Source organism: Acidovorax sp. Leaf78, assembly GCF_001422735.1.
Taxonomy (GTDB): domain Bacteria; phylum Pseudomonadota; class Gammaproteobacteria; order Burkholderiales; family Burkholderiaceae_C; genus Acidovorax.
The window spans coordinates 961,911-988,284 of sequence record NZ_LMLZ01000020.1; the positions used below are offsets into that span (position 1 = coordinate 961,911).

Annotated in this window: 26 protein-coding genes; 12 read left to right on the forward strand and 14 right to left on the reverse strand. The window is 63.4% G+C overall.

The window, feature by feature from the left end; all coding sequences use genetic code 11:
* Positions 1–99: 99 nt before the first annotated feature.
* Positions 100–1,260, reverse strand: a complete 1,161-nt coding sequence (locus ASF16_RS15825; RefSeq protein WP_156372087.1) for a hypothetical protein — start codon at positions 1,258–1,260, stop codon at positions 100–102.
* A gap of 170 nt (positions 1,261–1,430) precedes the next feature.
* Here ASF16_RS15825 and ASF16_RS15830 point away from each other — a divergent pair, with 170 nt between their 5' ends.
* On the forward strand, positions 1,431–2,852 hold the full coding sequence (locus ASF16_RS15830) for an aspartate kinase (protein ID WP_056169371.1): 1,422 nt from the start codon (positions 1,431–1,433) through the stop codon (positions 2,850–2,852).
* A 331-nt stretch (positions 2,853–3,183) separates the two neighbouring features.
* Here ASF16_RS15830 and ASF16_RS15835 read toward each other — a convergent pair whose 3' ends face one another.
* The 7 genes from ASF16_RS15835 to ASF16_RS15865 all read right to left on the reverse strand — a co-directional run bounded on the left by ASF16_RS15835 (position 3,184) and on the right by ASF16_RS15865 (position 10,187).
* Entirely contained in the window at positions 3,184–4,539 is a 1,356-nt protein-coding gene (locus ASF16_RS15835) for a four-carbon acid sugar kinase family protein (protein ID WP_056168925.1), read from the reverse strand.
* A 3-nt stretch (positions 4,540–4,542) separates the two neighbouring features.
* Entirely contained in the window at positions 4,543–5,820 is a 1,278-nt protein-coding gene (locus ASF16_RS15840) for a ribulose-bisphosphate carboxylase large subunit family protein (RefSeq protein WP_056168927.1), read from the reverse strand.
* Between the two features lie 248 nt (positions 5,821–6,068).
* A complete protein-coding gene (locus tag ASF16_RS15845) occupies positions 6,069–6,611 on the reverse strand; it encodes a VOC family protein (RefSeq protein WP_056168930.1) in 543 nt (180 codons plus the stop codon).
* A gap of 146 nt (positions 6,612–6,757) precedes the next feature.
* Complete coding sequence (locus ASF16_RS15850; RefSeq protein ID WP_056168935.1) at positions 6,758–7,552, reverse strand: transporter substrate-binding domain-containing protein; 795 nt, start codon at positions 7,550–7,552, stop codon at positions 6,758–6,760.
* A 202-nt stretch (positions 7,553–7,754) separates the two neighbouring features.
* On the reverse strand, positions 7,755–8,588 hold the full coding sequence (locus ASF16_RS15855) for an amino acid ABC transporter ATP-binding protein (RefSeq protein WP_056168937.1): 834 nt from the start codon (positions 8,586–8,588) through the stop codon (positions 7,755–7,757).
* A 14-nt stretch (positions 8,589–8,602) separates the two neighbouring features.
* Positions 8,603–9,274: an amino acid ABC transporter permease gene (locus ASF16_RS15860; protein WP_200926918.1), complete on the reverse strand. Its 672-nt coding sequence runs from the start codon at positions 9,272–9,274 to the stop codon at positions 8,603–8,605.
* Positions 9,275–9,494: 220 nt separating this feature from the next.
* Positions 9,495–10,187, reverse strand: a complete 693-nt coding sequence (locus ASF16_RS15865; RefSeq protein WP_056168940.1) for an amino acid ABC transporter permease — start codon at positions 10,185–10,187, stop codon at positions 9,495–9,497.
* A 284-nt stretch (positions 10,188–10,471) separates the two neighbouring features.
* Here ASF16_RS15865 and ASF16_RS15870 point away from each other — a divergent pair, with 284 nt between their 5' ends.
* From ASF16_RS15870 to ASF16_RS15885, 6 genes are all read left to right on the forward strand, one after another.
* Positions 10,472–11,548 carry a LacI family DNA-binding transcriptional regulator gene (locus tag ASF16_RS15870; RefSeq protein ID WP_056168941.1) on the forward strand — a complete coding sequence of 359 codons (1,077 nt, stop codon included), beginning with the start codon at positions 10,472–10,474 and terminating at the stop codon, positions 11,546–11,548.
* Between the two features lie 132 nt (positions 11,549–11,680).
* Positions 11,681–12,481 carry a Dam family site-specific DNA-(adenine-N6)-methyltransferase gene (locus tag ASF16_RS25550; RefSeq protein WP_082516953.1) on the forward strand — a complete coding sequence of 267 codons (801 nt, stop codon included), beginning with the start codon at positions 11,681–11,683 and terminating at the stop codon, positions 12,479–12,481.
* Positions 12,472–13,092: a hypothetical protein gene (locus ASF16_RS26215; RefSeq protein WP_156372088.1), complete on the forward strand. Its 621-nt coding sequence runs from the start codon at positions 12,472–12,474 to the stop codon at positions 13,090–13,092. The genes ASF16_RS25550 and ASF16_RS26215 overlap by 10 nt, the downstream gene beginning before the upstream one ends.
* Before the next feature lie 2 nt (positions 13,093–13,094).
* The gene (locus tag ASF16_RS25555; RefSeq protein ID WP_082516954.1) at positions 13,095–14,285 is read left to right on the forward strand and encodes a DGQHR domain-containing protein; all 1,191 of its coding nucleotides are present in this window, start codon (positions 13,095–13,097) and stop codon (positions 14,283–14,285) included.
* A gap of 1,202 nt (positions 14,286–15,487) precedes the next feature.
* Entirely contained in the window at positions 15,488–16,579 is a 1,092-nt protein-coding gene (locus ASF16_RS15880; RefSeq protein WP_056168946.1) for an RDD family protein, read from the forward strand.
* A gap of 61 nt (positions 16,580–16,640) precedes the next feature.
* Positions 16,641–18,242 carry a tetratricopeptide repeat protein gene (locus ASF16_RS15885; protein WP_235507391.1) on the forward strand — a complete coding sequence of 534 codons (1,602 nt, stop codon included), beginning with the start codon at positions 16,641–16,643 and terminating at the stop codon, positions 18,240–18,242.
* Between the two features lie 47 nt (positions 18,243–18,289).
* Here the strand turns inward: ASF16_RS15885 and ASF16_RS15890 are convergent, their stop codons facing one another.
* Complete coding sequence (locus ASF16_RS15890; protein WP_056168951.1) at positions 18,290–19,273, reverse strand: DMT family transporter; 984 nt, start codon at positions 19,271–19,273, stop codon at positions 18,290–18,292.
* A gap of 176 nt (positions 19,274–19,449) precedes the next feature.
* Here ASF16_RS15890 and ASF16_RS15895 point away from each other — a divergent pair, with 176 nt between their 5' ends.
* Positions 19,450–20,340, forward strand: coding sequence for a LysR family transcriptional regulator (locus ASF16_RS15895; protein ID WP_056168954.1), 891 nt, complete (start codon positions 19,450–19,452; stop codon positions 20,338–20,340).
* Positions 20,341–20,406: 66 nt separating this feature from the next.
* Here the strand turns inward: ASF16_RS15895 and ASF16_RS15900 are convergent, their stop codons facing one another.
* On the reverse strand, positions 20,407–20,832 hold the full coding sequence (locus ASF16_RS15900; protein WP_235507392.1) for a RidA family protein: 426 nt from the start codon (positions 20,830–20,832) through the stop codon (positions 20,407–20,409).
* A gap of 154 nt (positions 20,833–20,986) precedes the next feature.
* On the opposite strand from ASF16_RS15900, the gene ASF16_RS15905 reads away from it, so the two are divergent.
* Positions 20,987–21,925 carry a LysR family transcriptional regulator gene (locus ASF16_RS15905; protein WP_056168961.1) on the forward strand — a complete coding sequence of 313 codons (939 nt, stop codon included), beginning with the start codon at positions 20,987–20,989 and terminating at the stop codon, positions 21,923–21,925.
* 45 nt (positions 21,926–21,970) lie between these two features.
* Here ASF16_RS15905 and ASF16_RS15910 read toward each other — a convergent pair whose 3' ends face one another.
* Positions 21,971–22,732 (reverse strand): DeoR/GlpR family DNA-binding transcription regulator, encoded by a 762-nt coding sequence (locus ASF16_RS15910; RefSeq protein WP_056168964.1) that lies wholly within the window; start codon positions 22,730–22,732, stop codon positions 21,971–21,973.
* A 97-nt stretch (positions 22,733–22,829) separates the two neighbouring features.
* On the opposite strand from ASF16_RS15910, the gene ASF16_RS15915 reads away from it, so the two are divergent.
* Both ASF16_RS15915 and ASF16_RS15920 read left to right on the forward strand, forming a co-directional pair.
* A complete protein-coding gene (locus ASF16_RS15915; RefSeq protein WP_056169379.1) occupies positions 22,830–23,252 on the forward strand; it encodes a hypothetical protein in 423 nt (140 codons plus the stop codon).
* A gap of 20 nt (positions 23,253–23,272) precedes the next feature.
* Positions 23,273–23,869: an NUDIX domain-containing protein gene (locus ASF16_RS15920; protein ID WP_056169382.1), complete on the forward strand. Its 597-nt coding sequence runs from the start codon at positions 23,273–23,275 to the stop codon at positions 23,867–23,869.
* Between the two features lie 101 nt (positions 23,870–23,970).
* Here ASF16_RS15920 and ASF16_RS15925 read toward each other — a convergent pair whose 3' ends face one another.
* Positions 23,971–24,222 carry a GlsB/YeaQ/YmgE family stress response membrane protein gene (locus tag ASF16_RS15925; RefSeq protein ID WP_056168968.1) on the reverse strand — a complete coding sequence of 84 codons (252 nt, stop codon included), beginning with the start codon at positions 24,220–24,222 and terminating at the stop codon, positions 23,971–23,973.
* 334 nt (positions 24,223–24,556) lie between these two features.
* Between ASF16_RS15925 and ASF16_RS15930 the strand changes: the two genes are divergently transcribed.
* Positions 24,557–25,549 (forward strand): class I SAM-dependent methyltransferase, encoded by a 993-nt coding sequence (locus tag ASF16_RS15930; protein WP_056168971.1) that lies wholly within the window; start codon positions 24,557–24,559, stop codon positions 25,547–25,549.
* On the opposite strand, the gene ASF16_RS15935 is transcribed toward ASF16_RS15930, so the two are convergent.
* Together ASF16_RS15935 and ASF16_RS15940 are read right to left on the reverse strand one after the other, a co-directional pair.
* Positions 25,536–25,760: a DUF2798 domain-containing protein gene (locus ASF16_RS15935; RefSeq protein ID WP_056168975.1), complete on the reverse strand. Its 225-nt coding sequence runs from the start codon at positions 25,758–25,760 to the stop codon at positions 25,536–25,538. The two genes, ASF16_RS15930 and ASF16_RS15935, sit on opposite strands and share 14 nt — an antisense overlap.
* On the reverse strand, positions 25,757–26,368 hold the full coding sequence (locus ASF16_RS15940; protein WP_056168978.1) for a flavodoxin family protein: 612 nt from the start codon (positions 26,366–26,368) through the stop codon (positions 25,757–25,759). The genes ASF16_RS15935 and ASF16_RS15940 overlap by 4 nt, the downstream gene beginning before the upstream one ends.
* Positions 26,369–26,374 lie beyond the last annotated feature (6 nt).

The window sequence follows — 26,374 nt, forward strand, 5'->3', positions numbered from 1 at the left end:
CCAGGCAGTTCGCTGCCTGGGCTTTTTTTCGTCTGCCCAAGGGGTTGCTGGGCCGTTGTCAGCCTGATCAGGACCGGAGCCCGATGCAAACCGCCCCTGTCACTTGTGCGGAATCGCAATAGGGCGTTTGCGCGGCGGTTTGGTCACCGGCTTGTTCTCTCCGAAAGCGACCTTCTCGCTGCGCTCTGAGTTCATCAGTGCGATGAAGAAGGGCTTGAGCGGCACAAAATCGAAGTTCTTTTCCACCACCAGGTACCGTGACAAAGGGCCGATATCGGCAAAGCCCGACGCTCCCGATTGCACCTGCCGAAACCGGCGGTTGGCCCCCTGTGCCAGGCCCCGGCGCTCGCGCAATGAAAGGTCCGCCAGCGGCTGCACGAAGGCGCTGCGCGCGCTGAAGCGCACCCAGGTCTGGCCGCCGGGGGGAATCGCTGTGGAGTTGACGCTGACGGTTTCTGCAGCCGTGCCAAGAGGGCTGGCCGGGGAGGGCGGGCCCATCACGGTCAGGCGCAGCTCCAGTTGCAGCGATTGTTCGGTGCCCTGGTTCTTGACCAGAACGTCGAGCTGACGCTTGCTGCCCGGCACCGCCTTGAAGTCGATGAACTTCAGGTTGGAAAACGGGCTGGGGTCGCCTTCTTTCCACTTCGGAACCAACGGGGGCACTTGCGCCTTTTCCCACAACACCACGTTGTCGTTCTCGTTCGACTCGATCACGTCGCCATAACCATCGGCGGTGATCCGGAAACCATGCTTCGACCCGAACTGATCCTTGGTGATGTTCTTGGGCAGCTGCATCGAGAAGCCGATCATGCAGTCCCCGCTGCCCGGATACCCGCCCAGCTTGTCGATGTCGTGGCCCACCGCGTACATGGGGCCATCCGCTTGCGTCGGCCCGGCAAACACCTCGAACCGCACATAGAACAGCCCGGTTTCGCCCGTCGGATTCTTGGGGTCGAGGAAGGCGTCCGGTGGGCTCAGGTCGGTGCGGTAGTTGGCGTTGAGCACGGTCACGTGGGCAAACCACGGTTGTGCGGCGTCGTAACAGGGCATGTCAGGCGTCGCCTGCTCGATTCCATCAAAACGGACATGCAAATTGGGTAGTGCCATGGTGCTTCGTACCGGTTGTTGTGGATGAACAAAAGCGGTGGATGCCTTGCAAGGGCTGAAGGCAAGCGCGCGCGGGCAAAGTATGTCACTGAACCCCCAAAATGGCCTTGCAATTTGTGCCAGCGTCTGTCGTGGCGCACGCCAGCCTTCCATCGCCGCAAAGCCGTTGTAGCGTGTGCCTGGCCCCGACATACGGCCCCGACACACGGCCGCGCCAGAGTGCAACGCCAAAAGTGGTGGAAAATACCGGGTTTGCTGCCGCATGCCCGTTGGGCAGCGCTGCGGCTCGGTTTTTTTACTTGTTTGCTCCCTTGAGCCTGTCCATGCAAGACGTTCAAAACTCCAAGATCTCCGTCGAAAAGATCGGCGGCACTTCCATGACCGCCTTTGGCGATGTGCTGCGCCACATCGTCCTGCACGATCCCAAGCGCATCAACGGCCGCATCTACGTGGTATCCGCCTATTCCGGAGTGACCAACCAGTTGCTGGAGCACAAGAAGACAGGCGAGCGCGGCATTTATGCGCTGTTTGCTGAAGGCAAGGGCTACCAGGACGCCTTGACCGAGCTGGCCGTCAGCCTGAAAAAGCTCAACGCAGGCTATGCCGACATCGGCCTGCCGCTCGATGTGGCCGATGCCTTCATCGACCAGCGCATCGGCCAGGCGCGCGAGTACCTGGGCGCCATGCAGCACGTGCTGGCCAGCGGTTACCTGAGCCGCCACGACGTTCTGCTGGCTGCGCGTGAAGTGCTGGCCTCCATCGGCGAGTCGCACAGCGCCTTCAACTCGGTCGAGATCCTCAAGGCCAACGGCGTCAATGCCATCCTGATGGATCTGGCCGGCTTTGAAGACAACGAAGCCTGGACGATTGACGAGCGCATTGCGCAAAGCTTCAAGGGCCTCAACCTGAGCGACAAGGTGGTGGTGGCCACTGGCTACACCAAGGGCACCGAAGGCATCATGCGCGAGTTCGACCGCGGCTATTCCGAGGTCACGTTCAGCAAGATCGCGGTGGAAGTGCGCCCGGCCGAGGCGGTGATCCACAAGGAATTCCACCTCTCGTCTGCCGACCCCAACCTGGTCGGCCTGGAAAACGCCATCGTGGTCGGCGCCACCAATTACGACGTGGCCGACCAACTGGCCGACGTGGGCATGGAAGCCATCCACCCCAAGGCCGCCAAGCCCATGGAGCTGGCCGGCATTCCGATCCGCCTGAAGAACACGTTCGAGCCCGACCACCCCGGCACGCTGATCACCAAGGACTTCGTGGGCGAGCGCGCCCGCGTGGAGATCGTCACCGGCACCGACAAGGTCACGCTGATCGAGATCCACGACCCCAGCATGGTGGGCACGGTGGGCTTCGATGCCGGCCTGATGAACGTGTTCTGCAAGCACGGCGTGAGCTACATCCTGAAGGCGACGAACGCCAACTCGATCGCCCACCTGGTGTGGGACAACCAGCTCACGCCCGCCATGGTGGCCGAGCTGCAGCGGGACTACCAGATCGTGACGATCAAGCCCAGCGCCATCGTGTGCGCCATCGGCTCCAACATCAGCATTCCCGGTGTGCTGGCCAAGGCGGCGCAGGCGCTGGCCGATGCAGAGGTCAACGTCAACTGCGTGTCGCAGACGCTGCGCCAGGTGAACATGCAGTTCGTGATCGAACGCGAAGACTACAAGACGGCGGTCAAGGCGTTGAACTTGGCGCTGTGCGTGAACTCCGGCGCGCCGGTGCCCCGCGTGTGATGACGTGGCGGCAGGGGTATGGCCTGCCGCGATGCCGGTGCATAAAAGCAGATGCAGAGAGCCGATGCAGGAAGCCTGCGATGGATGACCGAGAGCCCGCCTTGCGCGGGCTTTTTGTCGTCTGGGTGGACGTGAACGGGTGTGGGCAAATTTGAGGGTGTCCGCCCCACGGGTTTGCGTTCAGTCTCGTGGTGTGCCAGGCCGATCCCAGGCGGTTTGGGCTGGGCCCTGCGAGGTGCTCAGGGGAGGTGGTTCGACGAGTTGTGCCGCGCTTCGACAGGCTCAGCGTGAACGGTTTGCTGGTCTGGAGAACACGTGGGCATTGCTGGCGTTACCCATGGCCGAGCAGCCTTTCGAACAGATCCGCTCCCCCCATCTGTCCACCCTTGAGCATCAACTCCAGCCCGTGGCGCGACGGGTCTGCGCTGTGTGCGCTGCTCAGCGTGACGCCCGGACAGACCGTGGTCTTGTACGACAGCCCCCACAACTGCAGCGCCTGGACTGCGTGGCTGGACGTGTCACCGCCCGCGATGCCGATGCGGCGCAGTGGCGCGCCGTGTTCTGCGCGGGCTTGCACCACGCGGGCGATCAGATGGGCGCTGGCCTGGGCGACATCGGTGGACGAGGCCCCAGCGGCCAGGGGCGCGCCGTCCGCGGGGCCGGTGAAGGCCAGCACGTTTTGTCCGCTGTTCAGCCCCGTGCAGATGGCGTCCTGCAGACCCTGCGCGTAGGCCGTGTCACTGCACAGCCGTTGGGCATCCACGGCAATGCGGTGGTATGCGGTGGCGGCCTTCACCTGCGCGGCGGTCAGAGGGGACAAGCTGCCCGCCCAGGCCAACACCGGCCCGTCGGCGGGCGCCAGCGGTGCAGCGGCCGTGGACGCGGGCTTGCCCCAGTGGGCGACCAGCGCCTGGGCCACGGCGCTGGAGCCCACGGCCAGCAACCGGGCGTGTTGAGACTGCTGCCACAGCAGGCGGCCTACCGTGGCCAACTGGCCGGGCGTGGTCAGGTCCAGCAAGGTAGGCGCCATGGCGTGGGACGCTGCGCCATGTGCCAGCAGGGCCTGCAGGGCGGCGTCCAGGGCGTCGGTGGTGGTGGTGTCGGTGTCGGTGGTGGCGTCGTACAGCGGGTAGTGCAGGGCGGTGATGCCGTCGAGCCCCTGGCGCGCCAGATGGAGCCGGAGGTCGGCCTCGCCCATGGGCGTGACCGGGTGCTGGCGCATGGTGGGGTGGCGGTCTATGCGGTGCACGGCGCCGCCCGTGCCCGCAGCAGCGAACAGGTTGCTGAACGCGCAGTAGCGCCCCAGGCTGGGCTGCCCACCCACGATGGGCACCCAGCGGTTGTTCACAAACGGGTGCAGGGTCTGAATGCCGCAAGCGATGTTGCCGACATGCGGGGCGCTGTCGAAGGTGGAGCACACCTTGTAGTGCAGCACCGGCGGCGCCAGCTTTTCGAAGAAGCGGCCTACAGCGGACATCTCGGCCCGCATGGCCTCTGGCGGCATGGCGCGCGCAGCACCGGCAATGCCCACCGCATCGAGCGGCCCGGCAGCGGCCAGCGCCTCGGCGCTGGGCACGCCCATGAACAGCATTGAGCGCAGGCCGGCCTGGGCCAGCACGGCCAGGGTGTCGGTGGCGCCGGTGAAATCGTCGCCGTACCAGCCGTACAGGGGGGCACTCGTCGTCATCGCTTATTTCTTGCCGAAGAATTCGATCGCACGGCGCAGCTCGGAGGCGTGAGTGGCGCGCTGGCTCAGGGTCTCGCCCTTTTGCACCGCGTCCCAGGCCTGCTGCAGGCTGGCCACGCCCGCAGCGGGGCCGTCGGGGTGGGCCAGAATGCCGCCGCCGGACATGAACAGCAGGTCGTTGGACCGGATGCTGTCCCACGTGGCGGGCACGGTGCCGGCCCACTGGCCATTGGAAAACGCTGGCAGCACGCGGTCGTCCAGCCCTTCGCACAGCGGCGCCAGCGTGTCGTGGGCCGACTCGATGACTTCTTCATCGGTCTGCGAGAACTTGCCCTGCAGGCCGTGCACATGCATGTGGTCCACGCCCGCCAGGCGCCACAGCGTCTGCCAGGCGTTGAAGGAAAAGCCCAGCAGCGGGTGGCGCGACAGCGCGCCGTAGCCATTGCGGTGGCCGTGCAGCGCCAGCGGGCTGTGGCGGCGCAGGGTTTGCACGGCCGAGTAGCCACACCAGTTCAGGCTGACCATGATGCAGCTGCCGCCTTCGGCAGCGATCAGGTCGGCGTGGCGGCGCATGGCGTCGGTCTCGTCGGTGATGTTGAAGGCCACCATCACCAGCTTGCCGGTCTTGTCCTGGTGGGCGCGCACCCTGCGCATCACGGCCTTGACGCGGTCGGCCAGCGGCGCGTGAACCGGGTTGGCGCAGACCTCGTCGTCCTTGATGAAGTCCACCCCCGCAGCGCACAGGCGGCCGGCCAGGTCGCCGGTTTCTTCGGCCGACAAGCCCACGTTGGGTTTGATGATGGTGCCGATCAGCGGGCGGCCCTGCACGCCGGTCAGCGCGCGGGTGCCGGCGATGCCGTGGCGGGGCATGTCGAACTGGATGCGGTAGGCACTGGGCAGCTTCATCGACTCCAGGCGCAGGCCGGTGACCTCGCCCAGGTCGTACAGATTGCCCGACACCGTGGCGGCCAGCGTTGGCAGGTTGGGACCGATGTTGTCGCACGGAAAGCTCACCCGCAGCCGGGCCCGCTGCCAGGTCTGCGGCGTGTCGAACATGCCGCGCCGCTGCATCCAGCCGTTGGGCAGCGAAGGGGCGGGCGCCACGTCCAGCAGCTCGACCGACTCGACCGTGGCGCGCGCACGTTCGCGCAGCGCGTCGGTTTCGCCCTCCACCCGGGTGAAGGTGCCGCACGACTGCTCGCCCGCCAGCACTTCGGCCACGTGGGCGGGGTCTAGCGGGGTCTCGATCAGGTAGGTGGCTTCAAAGCGGTCTGGGGACATAAGTCGGTTTACTACTTTTTTGATAGCTGCTAGCGCTTACATATCAAGCGGTAGAGGCCTATTTGGCTTGAAAATTGCACGCACTCAACGCGTTACCCGCGGTCGCAGTCAGCCTGACGAAGGGCTTGCCGTGTGCGCAGAAGCTTCGACAAGTTCAGCCTGAACGGTGAGGCGGACTTGGCTCATGCGCACAGGCTTCGACAGGCTCAGCTCGAACGGTTGGGGTAGAGATGGATGGCCCTTAAAAATCAAATCTTCGACAGATCAGGAAAAGGCCGCACCGGGTCCGTCACGCCATCCCATGTTTCCGACTCTGCACGGATCAGGTCGAACATGCGCCCCTTGGGTCCGGCCACTTCCGACAGCTCGATCACCGTGCCGGGGTGGTACTCGGTGTCGAAGTAGACAAAGCGGCCTTTCTCGCCCACCTCGCCACTCATCACTGTCTTGAAGCCCTGGGCCGTCAGGCGCGCCAGGTCGGCGTCGTAGTCGCTCGTCCAGTACGCCACGTGCTGCAGCCCGGTGCGTCCGGCCTGCAGAAAGTCGCGGTACATCGACGGCACGTCGTTGCGCGTCTGGATCAGCTCGACCTGCACGTAGCCCGAGTTGGCCAGCGCCACCGAGTTGTGCGGCTCGTAGGACTCGCCCTGGTACACGTAGTTCTTGATCGGAACCTTGGGGTTGTAGAACCACGGGCCCACGCCCAGGGTCTTGCTCCAGTAGTCCATGGCGGCTTCGATGTCGTGGACCACATAGCCAAGTTGGCGGATGGCGCCGAAATGACGACTCATAAAAATTTCCTTTGGTGGTAACGGTCGGATCGGATCGAGTCAGGTCGGGGCAGGGCGCTGCCGGGCGGGGTGGCTTTACCCACCGCCCATCACGTGCCGCCCCGTCGCAGGCTTGGCTTGGCTGGTCTTGTTGGCTGCTTGCTTGCTTACTTCGCGCCGTCGATGATTTCTTTGGGGATCGGCACGCCCGCGTACTTCATGTGGATGTCGTTGAGCTTGCCGTTGGCCAGGTTGGTCTTGATCCAGCCGTTGACGGCGGCCATCAGCTCGGGCTGGCCCTTGCGCATGGCCACGCCCAGCTGGTACGACTGCAGGATGAACTTGGTCTCGAAGTCGCGAGAAGGGTTCTTCTTGGCGATGGCCGCAATGATCGGCGGCGTGATGGCCACGATGTCGGCCTGGCCGGTGGCGGCTGCGGTGATGGAGGCGGATTCGTCGTCGAACCGCACGACCTTGGCCTGCGGTGCGCGCTCGGTCACGATCTTGTCCTGCGGGCCACCACGCGTCACGGCCACGGTCTTGCCGGCCAGGTCTTCAATGCTGGTGAGCTTCAGGCCCTTGGGCGCGCCCACTGCCGCCTGGATGGCGCCGTACGGGATGGAGAAGTCCACCGCCTTCTGGCGCTCGGGCGTGATCGACAGCGACGAGATGATCAGGTCCACCTTGTTGGACAGCAGGTTGGGGATGCGCGCGGAGTTGGTCGTGTTCACGATCTCCAGCGTCAGGCCCAGGTCCTTGGCCAGCAGCTCGGCCGCCTCCACGTCCGAGCCCACGGGCTTCATCTTGTCGTCCACGTAGCCATAGAACGGCGCGCCAAAGTCGATGCCCACACGCAGCTTGCCGGCGGACTTGATGTCGGCCAGTTCGGCCATGGCGGGCACGCACAGGGCGGCGGCGCTGACGGCCAGCAGGGTGCGGCGGAGGATGCGGGAAGTGGTCATGGTGTTGTCTCCTGGTGGTTTTTGGCTAGGCAATCGAAAGGGGCTGGGCGCTGGTGGTCTGGGTGGCCCGCTGAAATTCAATATCCGTTATCTCGATATCCGTTCGGGCTGAGCTTGTCGAAGCCTCGCGCGGCGCTTCGACAGGCTCAGCGTGAACGGTTCTAGTTGGTTCATGGCGTCTCTCAATACGCCGCATCCGTCATCACAACCCGTGCGACAGAAAATCGCGCAGCTCGGCGGTCTGCGGGTTCTTGAGCATCGCGCCCGGGCCCGTCTCCCACACCTTGCCTTCGTGCATGTAGATGATGGTGTCGGCCACCCGGGCGGCAAATTCCATCTCGTGGGTGACCAGCACCATGGTCATGCCGCCCTGGGCCAGGGCCTCGATCACGCGCAGCACCTCGCCGGTGAGTTGCGGGTCGAGGGCAGAGGTCACTTCGTCGAACAGCATCACCTGCGGCTCCATCGCCAGCGACCGGGCAATGGCCACGCGCTGCTGCTGCCCGCCGGACAGTTGCTCGGGGTAGGCCTGCGCCTTGTCCGCCAGGCCTACCTGCTGCAGCGTGCGGGCGGCAATCTCGCGCGCCTTGGCCGTGGGCATGTTCTTCACGGCCTTGGGGGCCAGCGTGATGTTCTGCTCCACCGTCAGGTGCGGAAACAGGTTGTAGCTCTGGAACACGATGCCCACGTCCTGGCGCAGCTGGCGCAGGTCGATGGCCGGGTCGTGCACCGCGTGGCCGCAGACGTGGATCGTGCCGCTGTCGATGATCTCCAGCCGGTCGATGCAGCGCAGCGCCGTGCTCTTGCCCGAGCCGCTCTTGCCGATGATGGCCACCACCTGGCCCCGGGGAATGGCAAACGACACGCCCTTGAGCACCTGGTTGCTGCCAAAGCTTTTGTGGACGTCTTTCAGTTCCACCACGGGCTTTTGTGACTGTGACTGTGACTGTGGTTGTGGCTGTTGTTGAAGCGGTGGTTGTGCAGACAGCGCAGCTTGCGCAGAAGCTTGCATGGCAGCGTCTTGGGCCAGGTTCATGGTGTCGTCTCGTTTCATGCGGTGGTCACAGGCACAGTGGCTGGGCCACGGTTTCCAAACTGCTGGCGCTGCTCCAGCTTGCGGCTCCAGACCGACAGCGGGTAGCACATCGCAAAGTAGACGATGGCGATCAGCAGGTACACGGTGAAGGGCTGAAAGATCGAGTTGTTGATGAGCTGGCCTGCACGCACCAGTTCGATGAACCCCACGATGGACGCGAGCGAAGTGTTCTTCACGATCTGCACCATGAAGCCCACCGTGGGCGGCGTGGCAATGCGCACGGCCTGCGGCAGCACCACCAGCCGCATGCGCTGGGTGCGCGACAGGGCCAGGCACTCGGCCGCCTCCCACTGCGTGCGCGGCACCGACTCGATGCACCCGCGCCAGATCTCGCCCAGATACGCGCTGACGTAAACAATCATCGCAATGCTGGCCGCCACGATGGCCGGCAGCTCCAGCCCAGCGATGGACAGGCCGAAGTAGCACAGGAACAGCACCACCAGCAGCGGCGTGCCCTGGATGATCTGAATCCACGCAATGGTCGCCCAGCGCACCGCCTTGATCGGGCTGACACGGCACAGGGCAATCACGCCCCCGGCCAGGCCACCGCCCACAAACGCAATCAGCGACAGGCCGACGGTCCACAGCGCGCCCCACAGCAGGTACTGCAGGTGATAAGAGTTCAGTCCGCCATCAATCACAGGCGCACCTCCATAGGGTTGTTGCTTTTGTTTTGGCTGTAGCCGTTGTCGGTGTTGTCGTCGTCGTTACCGAGCTGGCAACTGAGCTGACGGGCTCGAACCACAAACCCCCGTTCAGGCTGAGCTTGTCGAAGCCTCACGCAGCGCCTGGGCAAGCCCATCGTGAACGGATGGCGACCGGACGAACCCGGCGTCAGTGGCCTGCTCATCGCATGCCCCCAGAGGCGCCGAGCCTGCGCTTGCGCGTGAACACGATCTGCCCGAACACCCACAGCCCCAGCCGCATCAGCAGCGACAGCGCCAGGTACGCCACCGCCACCAGGATGTAAGCCTCGAACGGGCGAAAGGTCTCGGACTGCACCCGCGCCGCGACGGCGGTGAGTTCCTCTACCGAGATCTGCGAGGTGATGGACGAGGCCAGCATCAGCAACACGAACTGGCTGGTGAGCGCGGGGTACACCTTCTCCATCGCCGGGCGCAGCACCACGTGCCAATACACCTGCCGGCGCGTCAGGCCCAGGCACTCGGCCGCCTCGATCTGGCCCTTGTGGATCGAATCCATGCCCGCCCGCATGATTTCGCAGGTATAGGCCGCCACGTTGATCACCAGCGTCAGCAGCGCCGCAGCAAACGCCGACACCTTGAAGCCCAGGCTGGCCAGGCCAAAGAACACCAAAAACACCTGCACCAGCAGCGGCGTGTTGCGCAGCACCTCCACATAGGCACCGCAGGCCTTGACCAGCCAGCGCTGGTCGCTGCGCCGGCCCACGGCCAGCAGCGTGCCGCCCACAAAACCGATCACGGTGGCCGGGAAGGACAGCAGGATGGTCATCCACGCCCCCTCCAGAAACTGGGGCCAGTTGGCCAGCACGCTGGCAAAGTCGAACTCGTACGTCATGGGTCGGGCAGCCGTGCGCGTCAATCAGCGAGTGTGCTGGCGCGGCGGCCAAAAGCTGGCGGCTTGCCCTGTGGGCGCAGGCGAGCGTGAGCGTATGTGCGAGCGGAAATACCAGGCATGTCTTTGTCTCCTGCGTGATCGGCCTGGCACGCGTGCCAGCCGTCACAACCTAGGGTTTGTACTGATGGTTTCTGATGCCTTTGAGCATCGAACGCCGAGTGATAGTATCCGCAGAATCCATCAAATACCAGCAAGCTGGATGATGGTTTTTGATTGAATCGCAAATGGCCCAAACCCCGCCCCACCCAAGCAGTCCCAGCAGTCCCCGCAGCCCGCGCATCCCCGACATCGCCCAGCTGTCCGGCGTCTCCACCGCCACGGTCGACAGGGTGCTGAACCAGCGGTCGGGCGTGCGCAACGCCACCGCGCAGCGGGTGCTGCAGGCTGCTGCCACCCTGGGCTATCTGCCGCAGGCCGAGCTGCACGCAGCACTGCAGCCGCAGCCCCTGCGCCTGATGGTGCTGATCCCCGAGGGCAGCAACCGATTTCTACAAATGCTGGGCGACGTGATCGGCTACGCGCAGGACCACTGGGCCCCGTTCAACGTGCGCTGCCAGGCGGCGTACATCGAAAGCTTCAACCCCGACGCGCTGGCCAAAGCGCTGCTGCATTACGGCAAACGCTGCGACGGCATCGCCTTCATGGCGCTGGAGCACCCCGTGGTGCGCGAGGCCGTGGCCCAGCTGGCAGAGCAGGGCGTGCCCACCGTCACGTTGATATCGGACTTGTCCAACTCGCGCCGCGTGGCCTACGTGGGCCTGGACAACCGCGCCGCCGGCCGCACCGCCGCCTATTTGATCGCCCGCTTCATGGGCCCGCTGGCCCACAGCCGCAACGCGCACGTGGCGATGATTGTGGGATCACTGCGCTACCGCGCCCACGAGGAGCGCGAGGCGGGCTTCTTGCACCTGTTTGAAGAGCAGTTCCCCCTGGTGCAGGTGGTGGGCGTGCGCGAAGGCCAGGACGACGCCGAACGCAACTACCGCCAGGCCCGCGCGCTGCTGGAGCAGCACGATGATTTAGCAGGCATCTACAACATCGGTGGCGGGGCCGAAGGCATTGGGCGGGCGCTGAAAGAGGCGGGTGCGGATCGCAAGATCGTGTTCATCGGCCATGGGCTCACGCCGGATACGCGGGCGCTGCTGATTGACGGGACGATGGATGCGGTGATCACGCAGAACCCGCAGGGGGCGGTGATGAATTGCGTGCGGATTTTTGCGAATCTGCGGGATGGAAGGGAGCCGACGAGTGGGGTGGAGACGACGCGGAGCCAGGTGATTTTTCGGGAGAATTTGCCGTAGGGGTGTGAAACGGCGACCATCTAAAGTCACTGAGCAATCGTCGAGAACAAAGAGGCACTTACAAATTGTTGTATAAGCACTGGATTCGAAGATCGAAAGTTCCCGTCATGAGAGAGCAAATTGTGGTGTGCGATGTCGTTAAGTCCGTTTCTTAAGTGGGCTGGAGGGAAGCGCTGGTTAGTTGAAAAGCATGCAGACCTTATTTCACTTGGCACGTTGAGGCTCATTGAGCCTTTCGTAGGTAGTGGAGCCGTTTTTTTTGGCATGGAACCTTCCTCCGCTATCCTGTCTGATAAAAATGTACGTTTAATTGAATCCTATCAAGCAATAAAGGATGACTGGAAGGGCGTTGTTAAATGGCTTAATATTCACCAGCAAAATCACTGTCTCGAATACTATTACGAAATCCGCTCAATGGACTTCGATGATATCGACGCAAGAGCAGCACAGTTTATTTATCTAAATAGAACTTGCTGGAATGGTCTTTATCGGGTGAATAAATCGGGGCAATTTAATGTTCCAATTGGCACTAAGCAAAATGTATTGCTTTCAACAGACAACTTCAAAGCGGTATCTAGAGCTTTGAGTAATGTCGAATTGTTAGCAGGAGATTTTGAAGAAGCTCTTAATAGGGCGTGCTTGGGGGATTTTGTTTTTGTCGATCCACCGTACACCGTAAAGCATAATCACAATGGTTTTGTTAAGTACAATGAGAGTATTTTTTCTTGGGATGACCAGATAAGACTTCGAGATAAGGTGAGTTTAGCGGTCGATCGGGGAGCCGTGGTTTTGGTGACAAACGCATGCCATGATAGCGTTAAGTCGCTATATAAAGGCCTTGGGAAAATTATTACACTTAGCAGGTCAAGTGTAATAGCTGGCAGCGCAGGCGCTCGTGGAACATTCCAAGAGGTAGTCATAAAATGTTACTAAAAATTGCATTGAAAATCCCTTTTGTTCAGTGTGTTGCATATTTCCCCTTTGCCAGTCACCGGAAGGCTGCACTGAAGTTTTTTTTCTTGTTGGTGGCAACGAGTTTGCCAATATTGGCCGCAACAGTGCTAACCGCAATACCCGCTGGGGCGGAAGGCGCATTCATAAAATTCGTGGCAAAAATCGGTTCTGCGATAAATATATCTGAACTTTTTGTCTATGCAACGACTTTTTTAGCACCATACCTCTATTTGATATTTGAACGCTACAAAGCTGTTCGTCTCACTTTATCGGTAGACGTGAAAAATAACAAGGGCAAAATAGATCTTTTTCCCGGCTACTTTTTTGTGTTAGGCTTGGCATGTTTGCTGATTGTCGCAACGGCGATAGCGTTTGGCCTAATAAGAATTAACTCTCCAGCGTTTTTGGATAGTTTTTTGTATCGCGGCTTGGATAGTTATGCCTTTTGGGTTTATATATTTGGTTTATATTGCTGGTATCTAACGTTGCTTGATGAGGCACACGATCCGGCCGTTTATGGCGCGGAGTTGGGCAATGGCGGTGCTGACGTGACAGCTGGGCTTGCTGAACGCCTTGCGCAGAGAGGATAAATATGCCCACAACACTGAGGCTTTCGGTCTTAAAAGTTAGTCAGCCGATTGGTGATTATTATATCGCCTCGATTCGAGCTCAGGATTTGGTTGAAATGTCGTATTCAGATGTCAGGCGAATGGTCCAGTCTGAGCGAGACATCGAGCGATACTTGGGAATCCAGCGACCAGTTAGCACAGCTCGAGTCAAGCAAATTAGAAAGTATTTACAAGGACGTGATGCGACTTTTCCCACGGCAGTGATATTGGCGGTGGAGGAAAAATGTGCCACATTTGAGCCAGGGCAACAGTCAGGCGGAATATTGACCATTCGAAGCTTTGAAGGTGCCGAAGGCGATGAAGAGTCAATTCCGTTTGATAGAGTAGCTAAAGTAATTGACGGGCAGCATCGAATCGCTGCCTTCATGGATGAGGATAAAAATTGGCAATTTGATTTTCAAAGACCTTTTGAAGTGAATGTTGCGATTTTTGTTGGCGCCGATATTTCCGTGCAAGCAAATATCTTTGCAACGGTGAACTTACAGCAGACCAAGGTAAGCAAAAATCTTGTTTATGATCTGACCGAGCTTGCGAAAACGCCCAGTCCACATAAAACTTGTCACAATGTAACGGTTGCTCTCGATTCACAACGAAATAGCCCATTTTTTCAAAGAATTAAGCGCTTAGGCTCGGCAACTCCCGGTCGAGAAAAGGAGCCATTAAGTCAGGCAGCATTTGTGGAATCGTTGGTGAAATTCATTTCCAATGATCCGATTGAAGATCGGAATAAGTTATTGGATGGTGTTCGAATAAAGACTGCTTCTATCATGGAGCTTCAAAAAACACCATTTCGTAATTTATTTTTGCATGGTGAAGAAGTGGATATTGCAGAAATATTATTTAATTATTTTTCGGCAATCAGAAACAAGTGGCCGAGATCATGGGATAATCTAGGGCAAACGGGTAATTTGCTACCTCGATCAAATGCTTTTAAGGCTTTTATGGTCTATTTGCGTACTGACTTGTACGCATCTATAGTCGGTGAGTCATTCGGTCGCGTGCCGACTACAATGGAATTTTCAGAAGCGCTTAGGCATATCCATGCGTCTGACGCAGATTTCACCGCACGCAATTTTGCTCCCGGAAGCAGCGGCCAATCTATGTTTCTTAAGTTGTTTAGAGGCGAAATAGATATATCAGACATGTATGAGTGAGATTTCGGGGCAGAGCTCTTTGCTATCAATTGAAGAGACTATCGCGCAAACCTAATTTGCCGTGGTTTCTCGGTCCAATGTAAGGTCTGCCAGCGCGCCGCCAAACCGCGGGTGAGCAAATCAGTAGCCATTCGCTAACGCGGTACGGCTTTCCGGCCGTCCCGCAGCAAAGCAGGCATTTCGCCCAGCATGATCCTCAATGACGCTTAGGCACGCTAACCCAGCCACGCCGACCAAAAGCGATCCCGCTAGAACCAGCGCAAACGCGGCCTTCTTCACTGCTTAAGGCGACACAGCATTGGCGACGCCTTGCAGATTTGCGCCATCGCAACCCCATCAGGTCCCCCGCGTGGGACCGATGACTCCTCGGCGCACGCTGGCTGCCATAGCTGCCATGGAAGGCGCTAAGGGCCTGCATCGTGTCGGCGCCACCGAGCTCTAGCAGCACCCCAAACCGCATGTGCAACGCCCTCGTACTCGATAGCAGCGCACAGGTCGGACTGGAATTCGCCCGAGCAAGGTAGGGAAGTTTCTTCCAAGGACTCCATCGACGCGTTGGTGATGCGCCGTACAAGCCGATAGGCCGACGCGCTGGCTAGCATGCGCGGGACCCTTTGCAGTCGCCGCATTTCGCCGACCACGGCTACGGTGATGTCAACGCTGGCCAGCAAATGGCGTCTGCGCGCCCTGGCCCATGTCATGCTCAGCACGCGGGAGGCTGCTAGCTTGACCTCTGCGTCGATGGTCGTTCAGCCACACGCCGGGGCCGAAGCTTACGCGGGCTTGCAGGGCGTACCGGACACCACGATCACCCGCTGGCTGTCGCGCGCCGGGGATGCTGCTACGTCGTGAAGTTGCACAGCGGAATTATGATGCTGCGGCGCCTGACGAGATGACGAGTCTGCAGTTGCGCCGGCTGTAGGAGCACAAGTGCTGGCTCCATACTCCTGCCGCTGGTCAACGAATTGCTGAGTACCAGAGTGCATTGCAGATTCGCAGAGTAAGCAAGCCTCGCCCCCATTTAGTTCGACGGCATGATGGGAAAATCTCGCACTCAGCCTAGGTTCGTTGCGGTGATTTCCCCAAGAGCCTAGGGCCGTTGGCAATTCATCTCTCTGCGCGCCCGTTTCCCCCGCTTTTGCATCCCCATGAAATGTCCAACCTGCCAGTGGCACAACCCCGGCGAAGCAACCCAATGCGTGATGTGCCGAACCCCACTGGCCAGCGGCGGTGAGCCTGACTTCACTACGGCCTTCGCGCAGCAGCCTGCACCCGCCGCAGCGGCCACACCGGTCGCCGTCCTCCTGGCCACCGACCTGAGCCGCACCGTCGCCACCGTGATCGATGGCGTGCAGATGCTCGTCTCAGCCGCGGTGTGGCTGGTGGTGGTGTGGGATATGTCCTGGTCCATCTGGCCCAAGCTGCTGGGTGCCGTGGTGCTGTTTTTCCTGCCGGCGCTACTCGACGCAGGACCTGGATCGCTGGGCAAACGGTGCCTGAAGATTCAGGTGGTGACAACGCGTGGTGAAAAGCCGTCGCTCGCCACCAGCATCTGGCGGCACTTCATCAAGTACGTATTGCACATCGCACTGCCCATTGTGTGGAAGCTGATCGAGCCGTGGCTGACGGGCGGTCGGCACCTTCACGATGTGTGGGCGGGCACCACGGTCATCGAGCGCTTGCCTGCCAGTGCCCGTGCAGCCCGCGCCGCGCCGGAGCTGTTTCATGAAGCGTTGATCGCGCAGGCCCAGGGCGCGGAGGCCGGCGCAGCGCCACAGGCCCCGGTGCGGGCCGATGTGAAGAACGCCAGGCAGCAAGTCACGCGGGCGTCCAGGGCGTTCGATGTGTTCAAGAGCCTGCTGGCCTGGTGCATTGCGGGTGCGTTGCTGTGGCTCTTTGTCCCCGCAGTGTGGTCTCTGTACCAGGAGTCTCAGGACCCCACCATGTCTGCCGTGTCAGACGCCAAGGCCGCTACCAAAAAGCTCACGCACCTGCTCAGCCAGCGATTCGAGCAAGGCCAAAGCCTGGAGCTCGACTGGAGCGACCCTGCCTTGGCAGCGCTGGAGGCAGAGATGGGCGCAGTGTTCACCCGCATCACCACCGAGCCGCGCGGGCCCGTCACGCTGCAGATCAAGAGCGGGCCGGTGGCGGGCAAACACATCGTTCTTGCGCCGGAGTACAACTTCAGCAAGAAGGCCATCAAAAAGTGGACCTGCGGCAGCCCGGACATCGAGCGGGCCCAGTTGCCCACCGGCTGCAAGGCCACGCTGAGCACGGCGCCTACCACCCCTTAATTTGATTGGTGGCCGCCACTTCAGCGCGGCGCCGATCGCACCCAGACACTTACCGATGATGATGACTGCTTTGTCCCAGCACCAACACCTTCTCGACCCTGTCGTTCTCAACCACCCCCAACGGCAATTTGCCTTGAAGGTGATGGACCTGCTCAAGGCCCGGCAGTTCGACGCGCTGCAGGCGCTGCTGGCGCCCAGCTGGGCGGCGTTCGAGTCGGGTGCGTTGTCTGACCTGGGGCTGTCACGCACGTGGTCCCACATGGGCTTGCAGCGGGCCGATCTGATCGAGCCCGCCCAGGCGTGGGTGCAGGCGTACCCCCACAGCTTTGCGGCCCTGCTGTTCGCAGCGCAATTGCACTGCGTCGTGGCCTGGCAAGCGCGCGGTACTTGCACGGTCGATGCCACCAGCGAAAAACAGTTTGCGGTGATGCAGCAGTACTTCGATGCGGCGTTTCCGTACCTGCACCGCGCCCTGGCGGCGGCCGCTCGGCCCACGCTGGCCATCGCGGTCGGGATCACCATGGCGCGTGCCGGCAGCGATGATCCTGAGCACGACTACATCGCACTGGCCCAGCCCCACTTGCCGCACAGCCCGGTGCTGTATGGCCGCCTGATGTGGGCGCTGAACCCCAAGTGGGGCGGGTCGCTGGCAGAGGTCGACGCGTTGTTCCGCGCTGCACAGCAGTGGAGTGCATCGTGGCCTGAAGAGGAGCGCAAACGTGTGCATGCTACCCACCGGTCAGAACTGGCAGACGTCGAGGAGTGCAACGGTGATTCGGACCGCGCCATCGCCTTGCTCAACGGCATCCTGCACGAAGCGCCCGACTTCGACGCAGCGCATTCCCAACTGGCCAGCCAATACCGTTACCAGGACCAGATGCAGCTGGCCGTGGACCACCTGCTGCGCGCCGTGCGCATCACGCCGGTGGCGGACCGGTTCGACCGGCTGGGCGACTACTACGAAGCGCTGGGCCAACAAGACGTCGCCATGGCGTATTTTGAAGAGGCCATGCTGTGGGGCAGTGGCAGCGCGGCGGGCTCCGTGGCGAATTGGCTGAGCGACCAGCTCAAGACCGCACGCGCCGACCAGCGCCCCGCGATCGAAGAGCAGCTGGGGCGGGTGGCCTCCTACGGCATGCAGCAGTTTTCGCCCAGAACCATGTTCGTGATGGGTGCCATCGAGTTCTTTCAGCGCGGCGACGATGCCGCCAAGTTGCGCGCGTACGACTGGTGGCGCGAAGCCGCGCGATGGGGACACAGCGGTGCCATGTTCAACCTGGGCATCGCGCACTTCGACGGCGAAGAGGGCCAGCCGTTGAACAAGGCTTTGGCCATGCAGTACTGGGCACGGTCGGCTGCGCTGGGTCATCTGTCATCCCACGAGCGCCTGGGCAAGGCGCTGCTCGCGGGCGACGGCATTGCGCAAGACCTTGAAAGCGCTGCCTACCACCTGGAGATTGCGGCCGATGGAGACAACGTCTATGCCATGCGCGACTGGATTGGTTGCCTGTGGTTCGGTCGGGGCACGCCGCAGGACCGAGGCGCTGCCAAGCAGTTGCTGCAACGCCTGAAGGCGCTGAGCCCGGATATGTACGAGTCGGCCCGCGAGCGCATCGGCTTGGGCGCCAGCATCAAGAACTTTGTCGGCAAGCTGTTCGGCTAGCCCGTCGTACGCCAAGGCCTGCCGCCTGCGCTGACTGCAGCGCCACGTCAGGCCGAATGGCGGGGGACTGCAACTTGCGAGGGGCCTTCGCTGGCGTTGCCCTGGCGCGGCGCCACTGGGCTGCCCCGCTTGCTGATCAGCAACACCCCCGCCAGCACCAGCGCAGCCCCCGCCATCTGCGGCCAGGACAGCGGCTCGTCCAGCAGCCAGCAACCGAAGAAGATCGTAAGGATGGGGCCCAGCGTGCCCACCAGCGCGGTTTGGGCTGCGCCGATGCGGCGGATGGCTGCGGATGTCATGAACACCGGCAGCACGGTGGAAAACACCGCCATGCCCAGCGCGTGAAGGTAGACCGGTGCCGGCTGCACCAGGGCGCCCACCGGTTGCGACACCATGAAGTGCAGCAGCGTCGCGCCGGTGGAGACCAGCATGGCCAGCGCGGTGAAGCGCGCCGCGCCCAGCCTGCGGATGGCAGGCTCGCTGCCGGCCTGGTAGAACGCGTACGACACCGCCGAGCCGAACACGAAGCCTGCGCCCAGGAACACGGCGCGGGTGTCGCCCGCGATCTGCAGGTCGTGCGCAAAGGCCAGGCCGATGCCGGCGTAGGACAGCAGCAGCGCCCCCATCTCGCGGCGGGATGCCCGCTTGCCCATGAAGAGCACACCGATCACAATGGTGAGCGTGGGGTAGGTGAACAGGATCAGTCGCTCCAGGCTGGCAGTGATGTACTGCAGGCCGATGAAGTCGAGGATGCTGGCGCCGTAGTAGCCCAGCAGCCCCAGCGCGACGATGGCCAGCCAGTCGCGCCCGCTCAGGGGCGCGAGCTGCCGGCTGGCACGCCAGCCGACCCAGGCGAACACGGGCACGGAAAACGCCATGCGCAGGCACAGCAAGGTGACCGAATCCACGGGGACGGCCTGCGGCACGGCGTAGGCCAGCTTCACAAAGATGGCCTTGAACGAAAAGCCCAGTGCAGCCAGGATGGCGAGGGCAAGACCAAGGCGTTCGGCGGACCAGTTCTTCCAGGGCATGGGGGATTTGTGCGGCAAGGCAGTGCGTTCAGATCGTGTGAAATCTTCGAACGCTGTGTGTGCTTTGCATCGGCATGGAGTGATAAGGGGTTGCATGGTGCCCTGGAGAGCAGTCATGCACAATTGCCCATCCCGCAACCCTGCGTTCGTTGCAGACGAACGATGCCAGGACGCCCTTGAACTACGACCTCACCGATCTGCGCCTCTTTGTTGCCATGGCCGAGGAGCGCAACCTCACACGCGGCGCCGCCCGCGCCTACCTGGCACCGTCGTCCGCCAGCCACCGGCTGCGGCGGCTGGAGGAGGCGCTGAACACCACGCTGTTCGAGCGCCAGACGCGCGGCCTGGCGCTCACGCGCGCGGGCGAGGCGCTGCTGCGCAATGCGCGGCAGGTGCTGGCCAGCATTGAGCAGATGCACGCCAATCTGTCGCCCTTTGCCACCGGCATCCGTGGCCATGTGAGCCTGTGGGCCAACACGCACGCCACCCACACTTTTCTGCCGGACGACTTGGCGGGGTTCCTGAAGCGGCATCCGCAGGTCAGCGTGAGCCTGGAGGAGCGCACCAGCGCAGAGATCGTGGTCGCGGTGGCCAGCGGCGAGATCGAGGTGGGGGTGCTGGCCGACAGCGGCACGGGCGCGGGGGTGGAGCTGGCCCCCTACCGGCAGGACCGCCTGGTGCTCATCGTCCCCGCAGGCCACGCACTGGCTGCGCGCGCCAAGGTGGGGTTTGCCGAAGTGCTGGACCACGCCTTCGTCATGCTGCACGCCGGCTCGGCCATCCACACTTTCACCATGAATGCAGCGGCCGCCCTGGGCCGGCACCTGGATGTGCGCATTCAGGTGCGCAGCTTCGAGGCCGTGTGCCGCATGGTGGGGGCGGGCGTGGGCATTGGCCTGGTGCCCCGCGGTGCGGTGCCGGCCGCGGGCCTGAGCGAGCCGCCCGTGGTGGTGGAGATGGACGAGCCCTGGGCGCAGCGCGACCTGCAGATCTGCGTGCGCCGCGGTGTAGTGCTGTCGGGCTTTGCGCAGGCGCTGGTGGATGCGCTGCGCGCTGGGTCGCACTGATTCGGCGTGGCTCGGACGGCATCACTCTGACAGAGCCTGCCGGAGCGGGTGCTCAGCGTTCTGCGCTCAGCAGTCCGCAGCTTCGGGCAGCTTGGCGATCACCTTGATCTCGAACTGAAAGCCATACAGCCATGTCACGCCGATGCCGGTGAGCGTGGGGTGCGGCGCGTTGCCCCAGTATTCGCCGACCACTTCCCACGCGGCCTCGAAGTGCTTTTCAGGGTCCACCATGAACACCGTCACGTCGATCACGTCGTCGAAGGTGCAGCCTGCGGCTTGCAGGATGGCGTTCAGATTCTCGAACGCCAGCCGCACCTGGGCCTGGTAGTCGGGCTCGGGCGAGCCGTCGGGGCGGCTGCCGACCTGGCCGGAGACGAACAGAAAGCCGTTGGACCGGATGGCGGGCGAGTAGCGGTTCTTCTCGTAGAGCGCCTGGCGGCCGGGCGGAAAGACCACGTCGCGGGGAGACGTCGAGGGCATGGTCGAGGGCATGGGGATATTCCTTTTCGGTGGGCCGTGTCGGCCCGGGTTGTCGATGCCCTGCAATTTATCGGCGCGCCCGCCGGGGATAAACAGGCCAGCCTGTCCATCACTGTTTGTAAACTCCAAACAATCGTTGGCCAATCTTCGGCAAGACAGGAGCGCTATGGACCGGTTCGATGCAATGCAGGCCTTCGTGCGGGTGGTCGAATCGGGCAGCTTCACCAAGGCGGCGGACACCCTGCACGTCAGCAAGACCACGGTCACGCAGCTGGTGCAGCAGCTGGAGGCGCGGCTGCGGGTGAAGCTGCTGCACCGCACCACGCGCCGGGTGCAGGTCACCGCCGATGGCGCTGCGTACTACGAGCGCGCGGTGCGGCTGCTGGCCGACATGGACGATGCGGAAACCAGCCTGTCGAGCGCATCGGCCGCGCCCCGGGGGCGGCTGCGGGTGGACGTGCCCAGCCCGCTGGCCCGGCTGATCCTGGTGCCGACCCTGCCGCAGTTCCATGCGCAGTATCCCGACATCCAGCTCGACATGGGCGTGAGCGACCGCATGGTCGACCTCATCGGCGACAACGTGGATTGCGTGGTGCGCGGGGGAGAGATCCAGGACCAGTCGCTCATCGCGCGGCGGGTGGGCGATTTGCAGCTGGGCGTGTACGCGGCCCCTGCGTACCTGGAGCGCGCCGGGATGCCAGCGCACCCGAAGGACCTGGAGGACACGCACCACCGCGTGGTGGGATTCCTGTGGTCGCGCTCGGGCAAGACCTTTCCGTATGCGATGCGGCGCGGTGCAGAGGACGTGCAGGTGCAGGGCCGCTATGTGCTGGCGGTGGACGACGGCAATGCCTACCAGGCCGCGGGGCTGGCGGGCATGGGCATCCTGTGGTTGCCGCATTACATCGCCCAGCCGCATCTGGGCACTGGCGAGCTGGTGCCTTTGTTCCAGGACTGGGCGCTGGACACCATGCCGCTGTACGTGGCCTACCCACCCAACCGCCACGTGAGCGCCAAGGCGCGGGTGTTCATCGACTGGGTGGCGGCCCTGATGGCGCAGCATGCCCCGCTGGTGGGGCCGGGCGGCGGCTTGCCCCGGCCCTGAGGCAGCGCCTGCGGGTCTGCACCGGCCCCCCAGGTCCACCCAGGATCAGGCGGGTGCCAGGGTCACGGGCGCTCCGGCCGCCTTCAGCGCATTGCGCACGCGTGCGGGCGTATTGGCAGGCACCACCAGGCCCGCCAGGGCCTTGAGCGGCGCCACCGTGAAGGCCGATGCTGCCCCCAGCTTGTCGGTTGATGCCAGCACCACCGTCTCGGCCGCGCGCTGGAGCAGGGCGCGTTTGACGGCGGCCTCCTCGAAGTCGCCTGTGGTCAGGCCCGCGTCCGCATGCACCCCGGTCACGCCCATCAGGTACAGGTCCGCACGCAACTGGGCCGCAGCTTCGACCACGCTGGCGCCCACGTTCACCATCGAGTGGCGGAACAGGCGGCCCCCCAGCACCAGCACCTCTACCTCTGTATGCCCCGCCAGCGCGACGGCTACGGCCGGACTGTGCGTGACGATGGTGGCGCGCAGCTGCAGCGGCAGGTGCTGCACAACCTGCAGCGACGTGGTGCCGCCGTCCAGGATCACCACCTGGCCGGGCTGCGCCAGCGCCGCCCCGGCGCGGCCCAGGGCGCGCTTGTCTTCGGGGGCCAGTTGCTCGCGCACCTGCAGGCTGCCCACGGCGGCCGAGGCGGGCAGGGCGCCGCCGTGCACGCGCTGCAGCAGACCGTCGGCCGCCAGCTCGCGCAGGTCGCGGCGCACCGTGTCTTCGGAGATGCCGAGTTCGTCGCTCAGGGCTTTGGCCACGACCTGGCCGTGCTGCCGAAGGCGTTCCAGGATGAGTTGCTTGCGGTGGGTGGTCAGCATGGGAGGAAACTGGCGTTGACAAACGGGTACGGCATTACGGTTGCGTGAATTTGCATGTTTGTGCATGATATTGCACGAATCACGATTGTGCAAAAACATGTCCACCTCGATCCCCCACGACCTCCCGCTGCTGGTGCTCATCGCTGGGCCGTATCTCTCGGGCACCGATGGCGATCCCGAAAAAATCGCCGCTAACCGCGCCCGCCTGGAGGCCGCGGCGCTGCCCATTTACGAGCGCGGGCACCTGCCGATGCTGGGCGAATGGCTGGCGCTGCCCATCATCCACGCGGCGGGTGGGCGTGAGCCGGGCGATGCGGTGTTCCACGCTTACCAGTACCCGGTGGCCGAGCGGCTGCTCGCCCGCTGTGACGCGGTGCTGCGCCTGCCCGGCGAGTCCCGTGGTGCCGACATGGATGTGGCCCGGGCCCGTGCACGCGGTTTGCCGGTGGTGCACGACGTGGACGAGCTTCCACTGCGGCAGCTCGCTGTTACCGACGCGGCGCATGGGGTTCAACTGTGAGCCGCCCCGTGCCCGCCCCGGTGCCGGCCAGCACCGATCAGGTCAAGCTATTGGCGGTGGATATCCTGTCCGACCACTGGTACACGCTGCGCAAGGTCACCTTCGACCTGCGCCGCAGTGACGGCCAGTGGCAGACCTTGAGCCGCGAAGCGTATGACCGGGGCAATGGCGCGGCGCTGCTGCTGTTCGACCCGCGCCGGCAAATGGTGGTGCTGACGCGCCAGTTCCGCCTGCCGGCGTTTCTGAACGGCAGCGCCGATGGCATTCTGGTCGAGACCTGCGCGGGCCTGCTCGACGGTGACGACCCCGAAACCTGCATCCGCCGCGAAGCCGAGGAAGAAACCGGCTACCGCGTGCGCCAGCCGCGCAAGGTGTTCGAGGCCTACATGAGCCCGGGCTCCGTCACTGAAAAGCTCCACTTCTTCGTGGCCGAATACGAGCCGGCAGACCGCATCCGCAGCGGGGGCGGGCTGGCCGACGAAGGGGAGGACATCGAGGTCATCGAGATGCCGCTGGCCGAAGCCCTGGCTGGCATTGGCACCGGTGCCATCGAGGATGGCAAGACGGTGATGCTGCTGCAGCATGTGGCGTTGATGCTGCAGAGCGCGGCGGGGTAGGGACGCGCGAGGGAATCAGGTGGGGAAACTCGCGGTGGGGTCGCGGTGCTCCGCTTTCAGGGCGCTGCCCACCCATTGCAGCCCACAGCCCCTGCCGAAGGTCAGGCCTTCTTCTTGATCAGCCCGTAGATCACCAGCAGCACGATGGCGCCGATGATCGATGCGATCCAGCCCACCGGCGCTTCGGGTGCATACCAGCCCATCGCCACACCTACATAGCGCGCGACAAACGCCCCTGCGATGCCCAGCAACGTGGTCATGATCAAGCCCAGCTTGTCGTCGCCCGGCTTCAGGGCCCGCGCGATCAGTCCCACGATGAAGCCGACGATGATGGTTCCGATGATTGAAAACATGAGGTTCCTTGGTTGAGGTCTTTGGCTGAAGTTGAGGCCGTGCCATGCCTTGGCAGCGAATGTAATGGCATTTGCTGCCAGGCCTTGGGTGGGCGATCGATAGCCCATTGGTTTGAGCTTTGGTCACGGCCGAACATCGTCGCACTGGTCGATGACGGTGGCTGTAGGTGGATGCTGAATCGCGAGTGAAGGGAAACCGCCGAGTGCACGCCTGCACCACCGCCCCGCGCGCGATAATCCGGTGCTATTGATTCCGTAGCTGTCCGCGCGCATCCATCCAGCGGTAGCGGCTGTTTTTATCATCTCCCCGGTTGTTCCTCACCTCAACGCTCCCATGCAAGCCCTGCTCGACGCCATTGCCTCCATGCCCCTGCCGACCGAAGCCGGGCGCGTCTTTCATGGCCGCGGCGGTTTGCACCCCGGCTGCGAACAATGGGCGATGGATGCTTACCCGCCGGTCTTCGTGCTGACCAGCTTTGCGCCCGCGACCGAAGAAGAGCTGGCCGCCATCGGCGCGGCCCTGCAGGCACGCTGGGCGCAGATCGCCCCGGCTGGCGAGCCGCTCAACTGGGTGTTCCAGCACCGGGGCGAGGCCCTGCGCATGCAGGGCCGCAGCGAGACCCGCCTGATGGCCGGCGCCGTGCCCGACCCCCACACGGTGACCGAGGCGGGTGCGCGCTACCGGGTGCATGTGCTGCGCGGCCAGAACCACGGCCTGTTCCTCGACATGGCCGAGGGCCGCCGCTGGGTGCACGACTACGCGGCCGCGCGCAGCGCAGACCGCTACGGCCTCAAGGTGCTGAACCTGTTTGCGTACACCTGCGCGTTTTCGGTGGTGGCGTTGCAGGCGGGCGCCCGGCAGGTGGTCAACGTGGACATGAGCCATGGGGCCATCGGCATCGGGCAGCAGAACCACCAGCTCAACGGCATCACCACCGGCGCCGCGTTTTTGCCGCACGACATCTTCAGCAGCTGGGGCAAGATCACGCGCGGTGGGCCCTATGGCTTGGTCATCGTGGACCCGCCCAGCTACCAGAAGGGCAGCTTCGTGGCGACCAAGGACTATGCGCGCCTGATGCGCCGCCTGCCCGATCTGCTGGCGCCGGGCGGCCACGCGCTGCTGTGCCTGAATGCGCCGGAGCTGGGCGCGGCATTTCTGCAGGACCAGATGCGCGAGTTGGCGCCGGAGCTCGCCTTTGTGGAGCGCGTGGCCAACCCGGCCGTGTTTGCCGACGCCGATGCAGACCGGTCGCTCAAGGTGCTGGTGTACCGCGCGCCCGACCTGGTGGCGCCAGAGCCTGTGACCGTGACCGCTACGGCGACGTAAGCCGCGCAACCCAGCGCCGCGCCAGCGGAGCCGCCACCAGCACGCAAGGGCCCGCAAAAGCCCATGCCGTGAGCCAGGCCCCACCCCACACGCTGACGAACCCGGCCGACCAGCCGCGCGCGTGCAGGGTGGAGATGCCCGACACCAGCAGCGACATCAGGCCCGACAGGATGAAGCCGAACAGCACGGGCGCAAAGCGCTGCGGGATCATGCTGCGGCCTCGGCAGTGACTTGGCCCTGCGCGATGTGCGGCGCAAAGCCGTGCACTTTGCGCGCAAAGTTCTGCCCGAACAGGTGGGCCGTCTTGATGTCGCCGGGCGCGAAGGCATTGGGTGCAGACGCATGCCCCGCCTGCGCCATCAGACCCGACCAGGAGCCCAGCCGGTTGGCCGCTTCGTCATACGGCGTGCCGCTGTGCTGCTCGGGCAGGATGGGGTTGCCCACCCAGACCATCCCGTGCTGCATGGAGAACACGAACATCGACAGCAGCGTGGACTGCTTGTCGCCCGCCGGCAGCGACGACACGGTAAAACCCGCCGCCAGCCGGCCCTGCAGCTGTTGGCGGCGCCACAGTCCGCCGGTCGCGTCCATGAAGGTCTTGAACACGCCCGACACGCCGCCCAGGTAGGTGGGCGACCCCCACACCAGGCCGTCGAATTCTTGCAGCGCTTCTGGTGCCGGGGTCAGGCTGGCGGCCTCGATCAATTGCACCTGCGTGCCGTGCACGCAGCGTGCCCCGTGCGCCACGTGCTGGGCGATGTGCTCGGTGTGGCCGTGGGCGCTGTGGAACACCACCGCGATCTTCTTGCTTGTCGTCATGTCAAA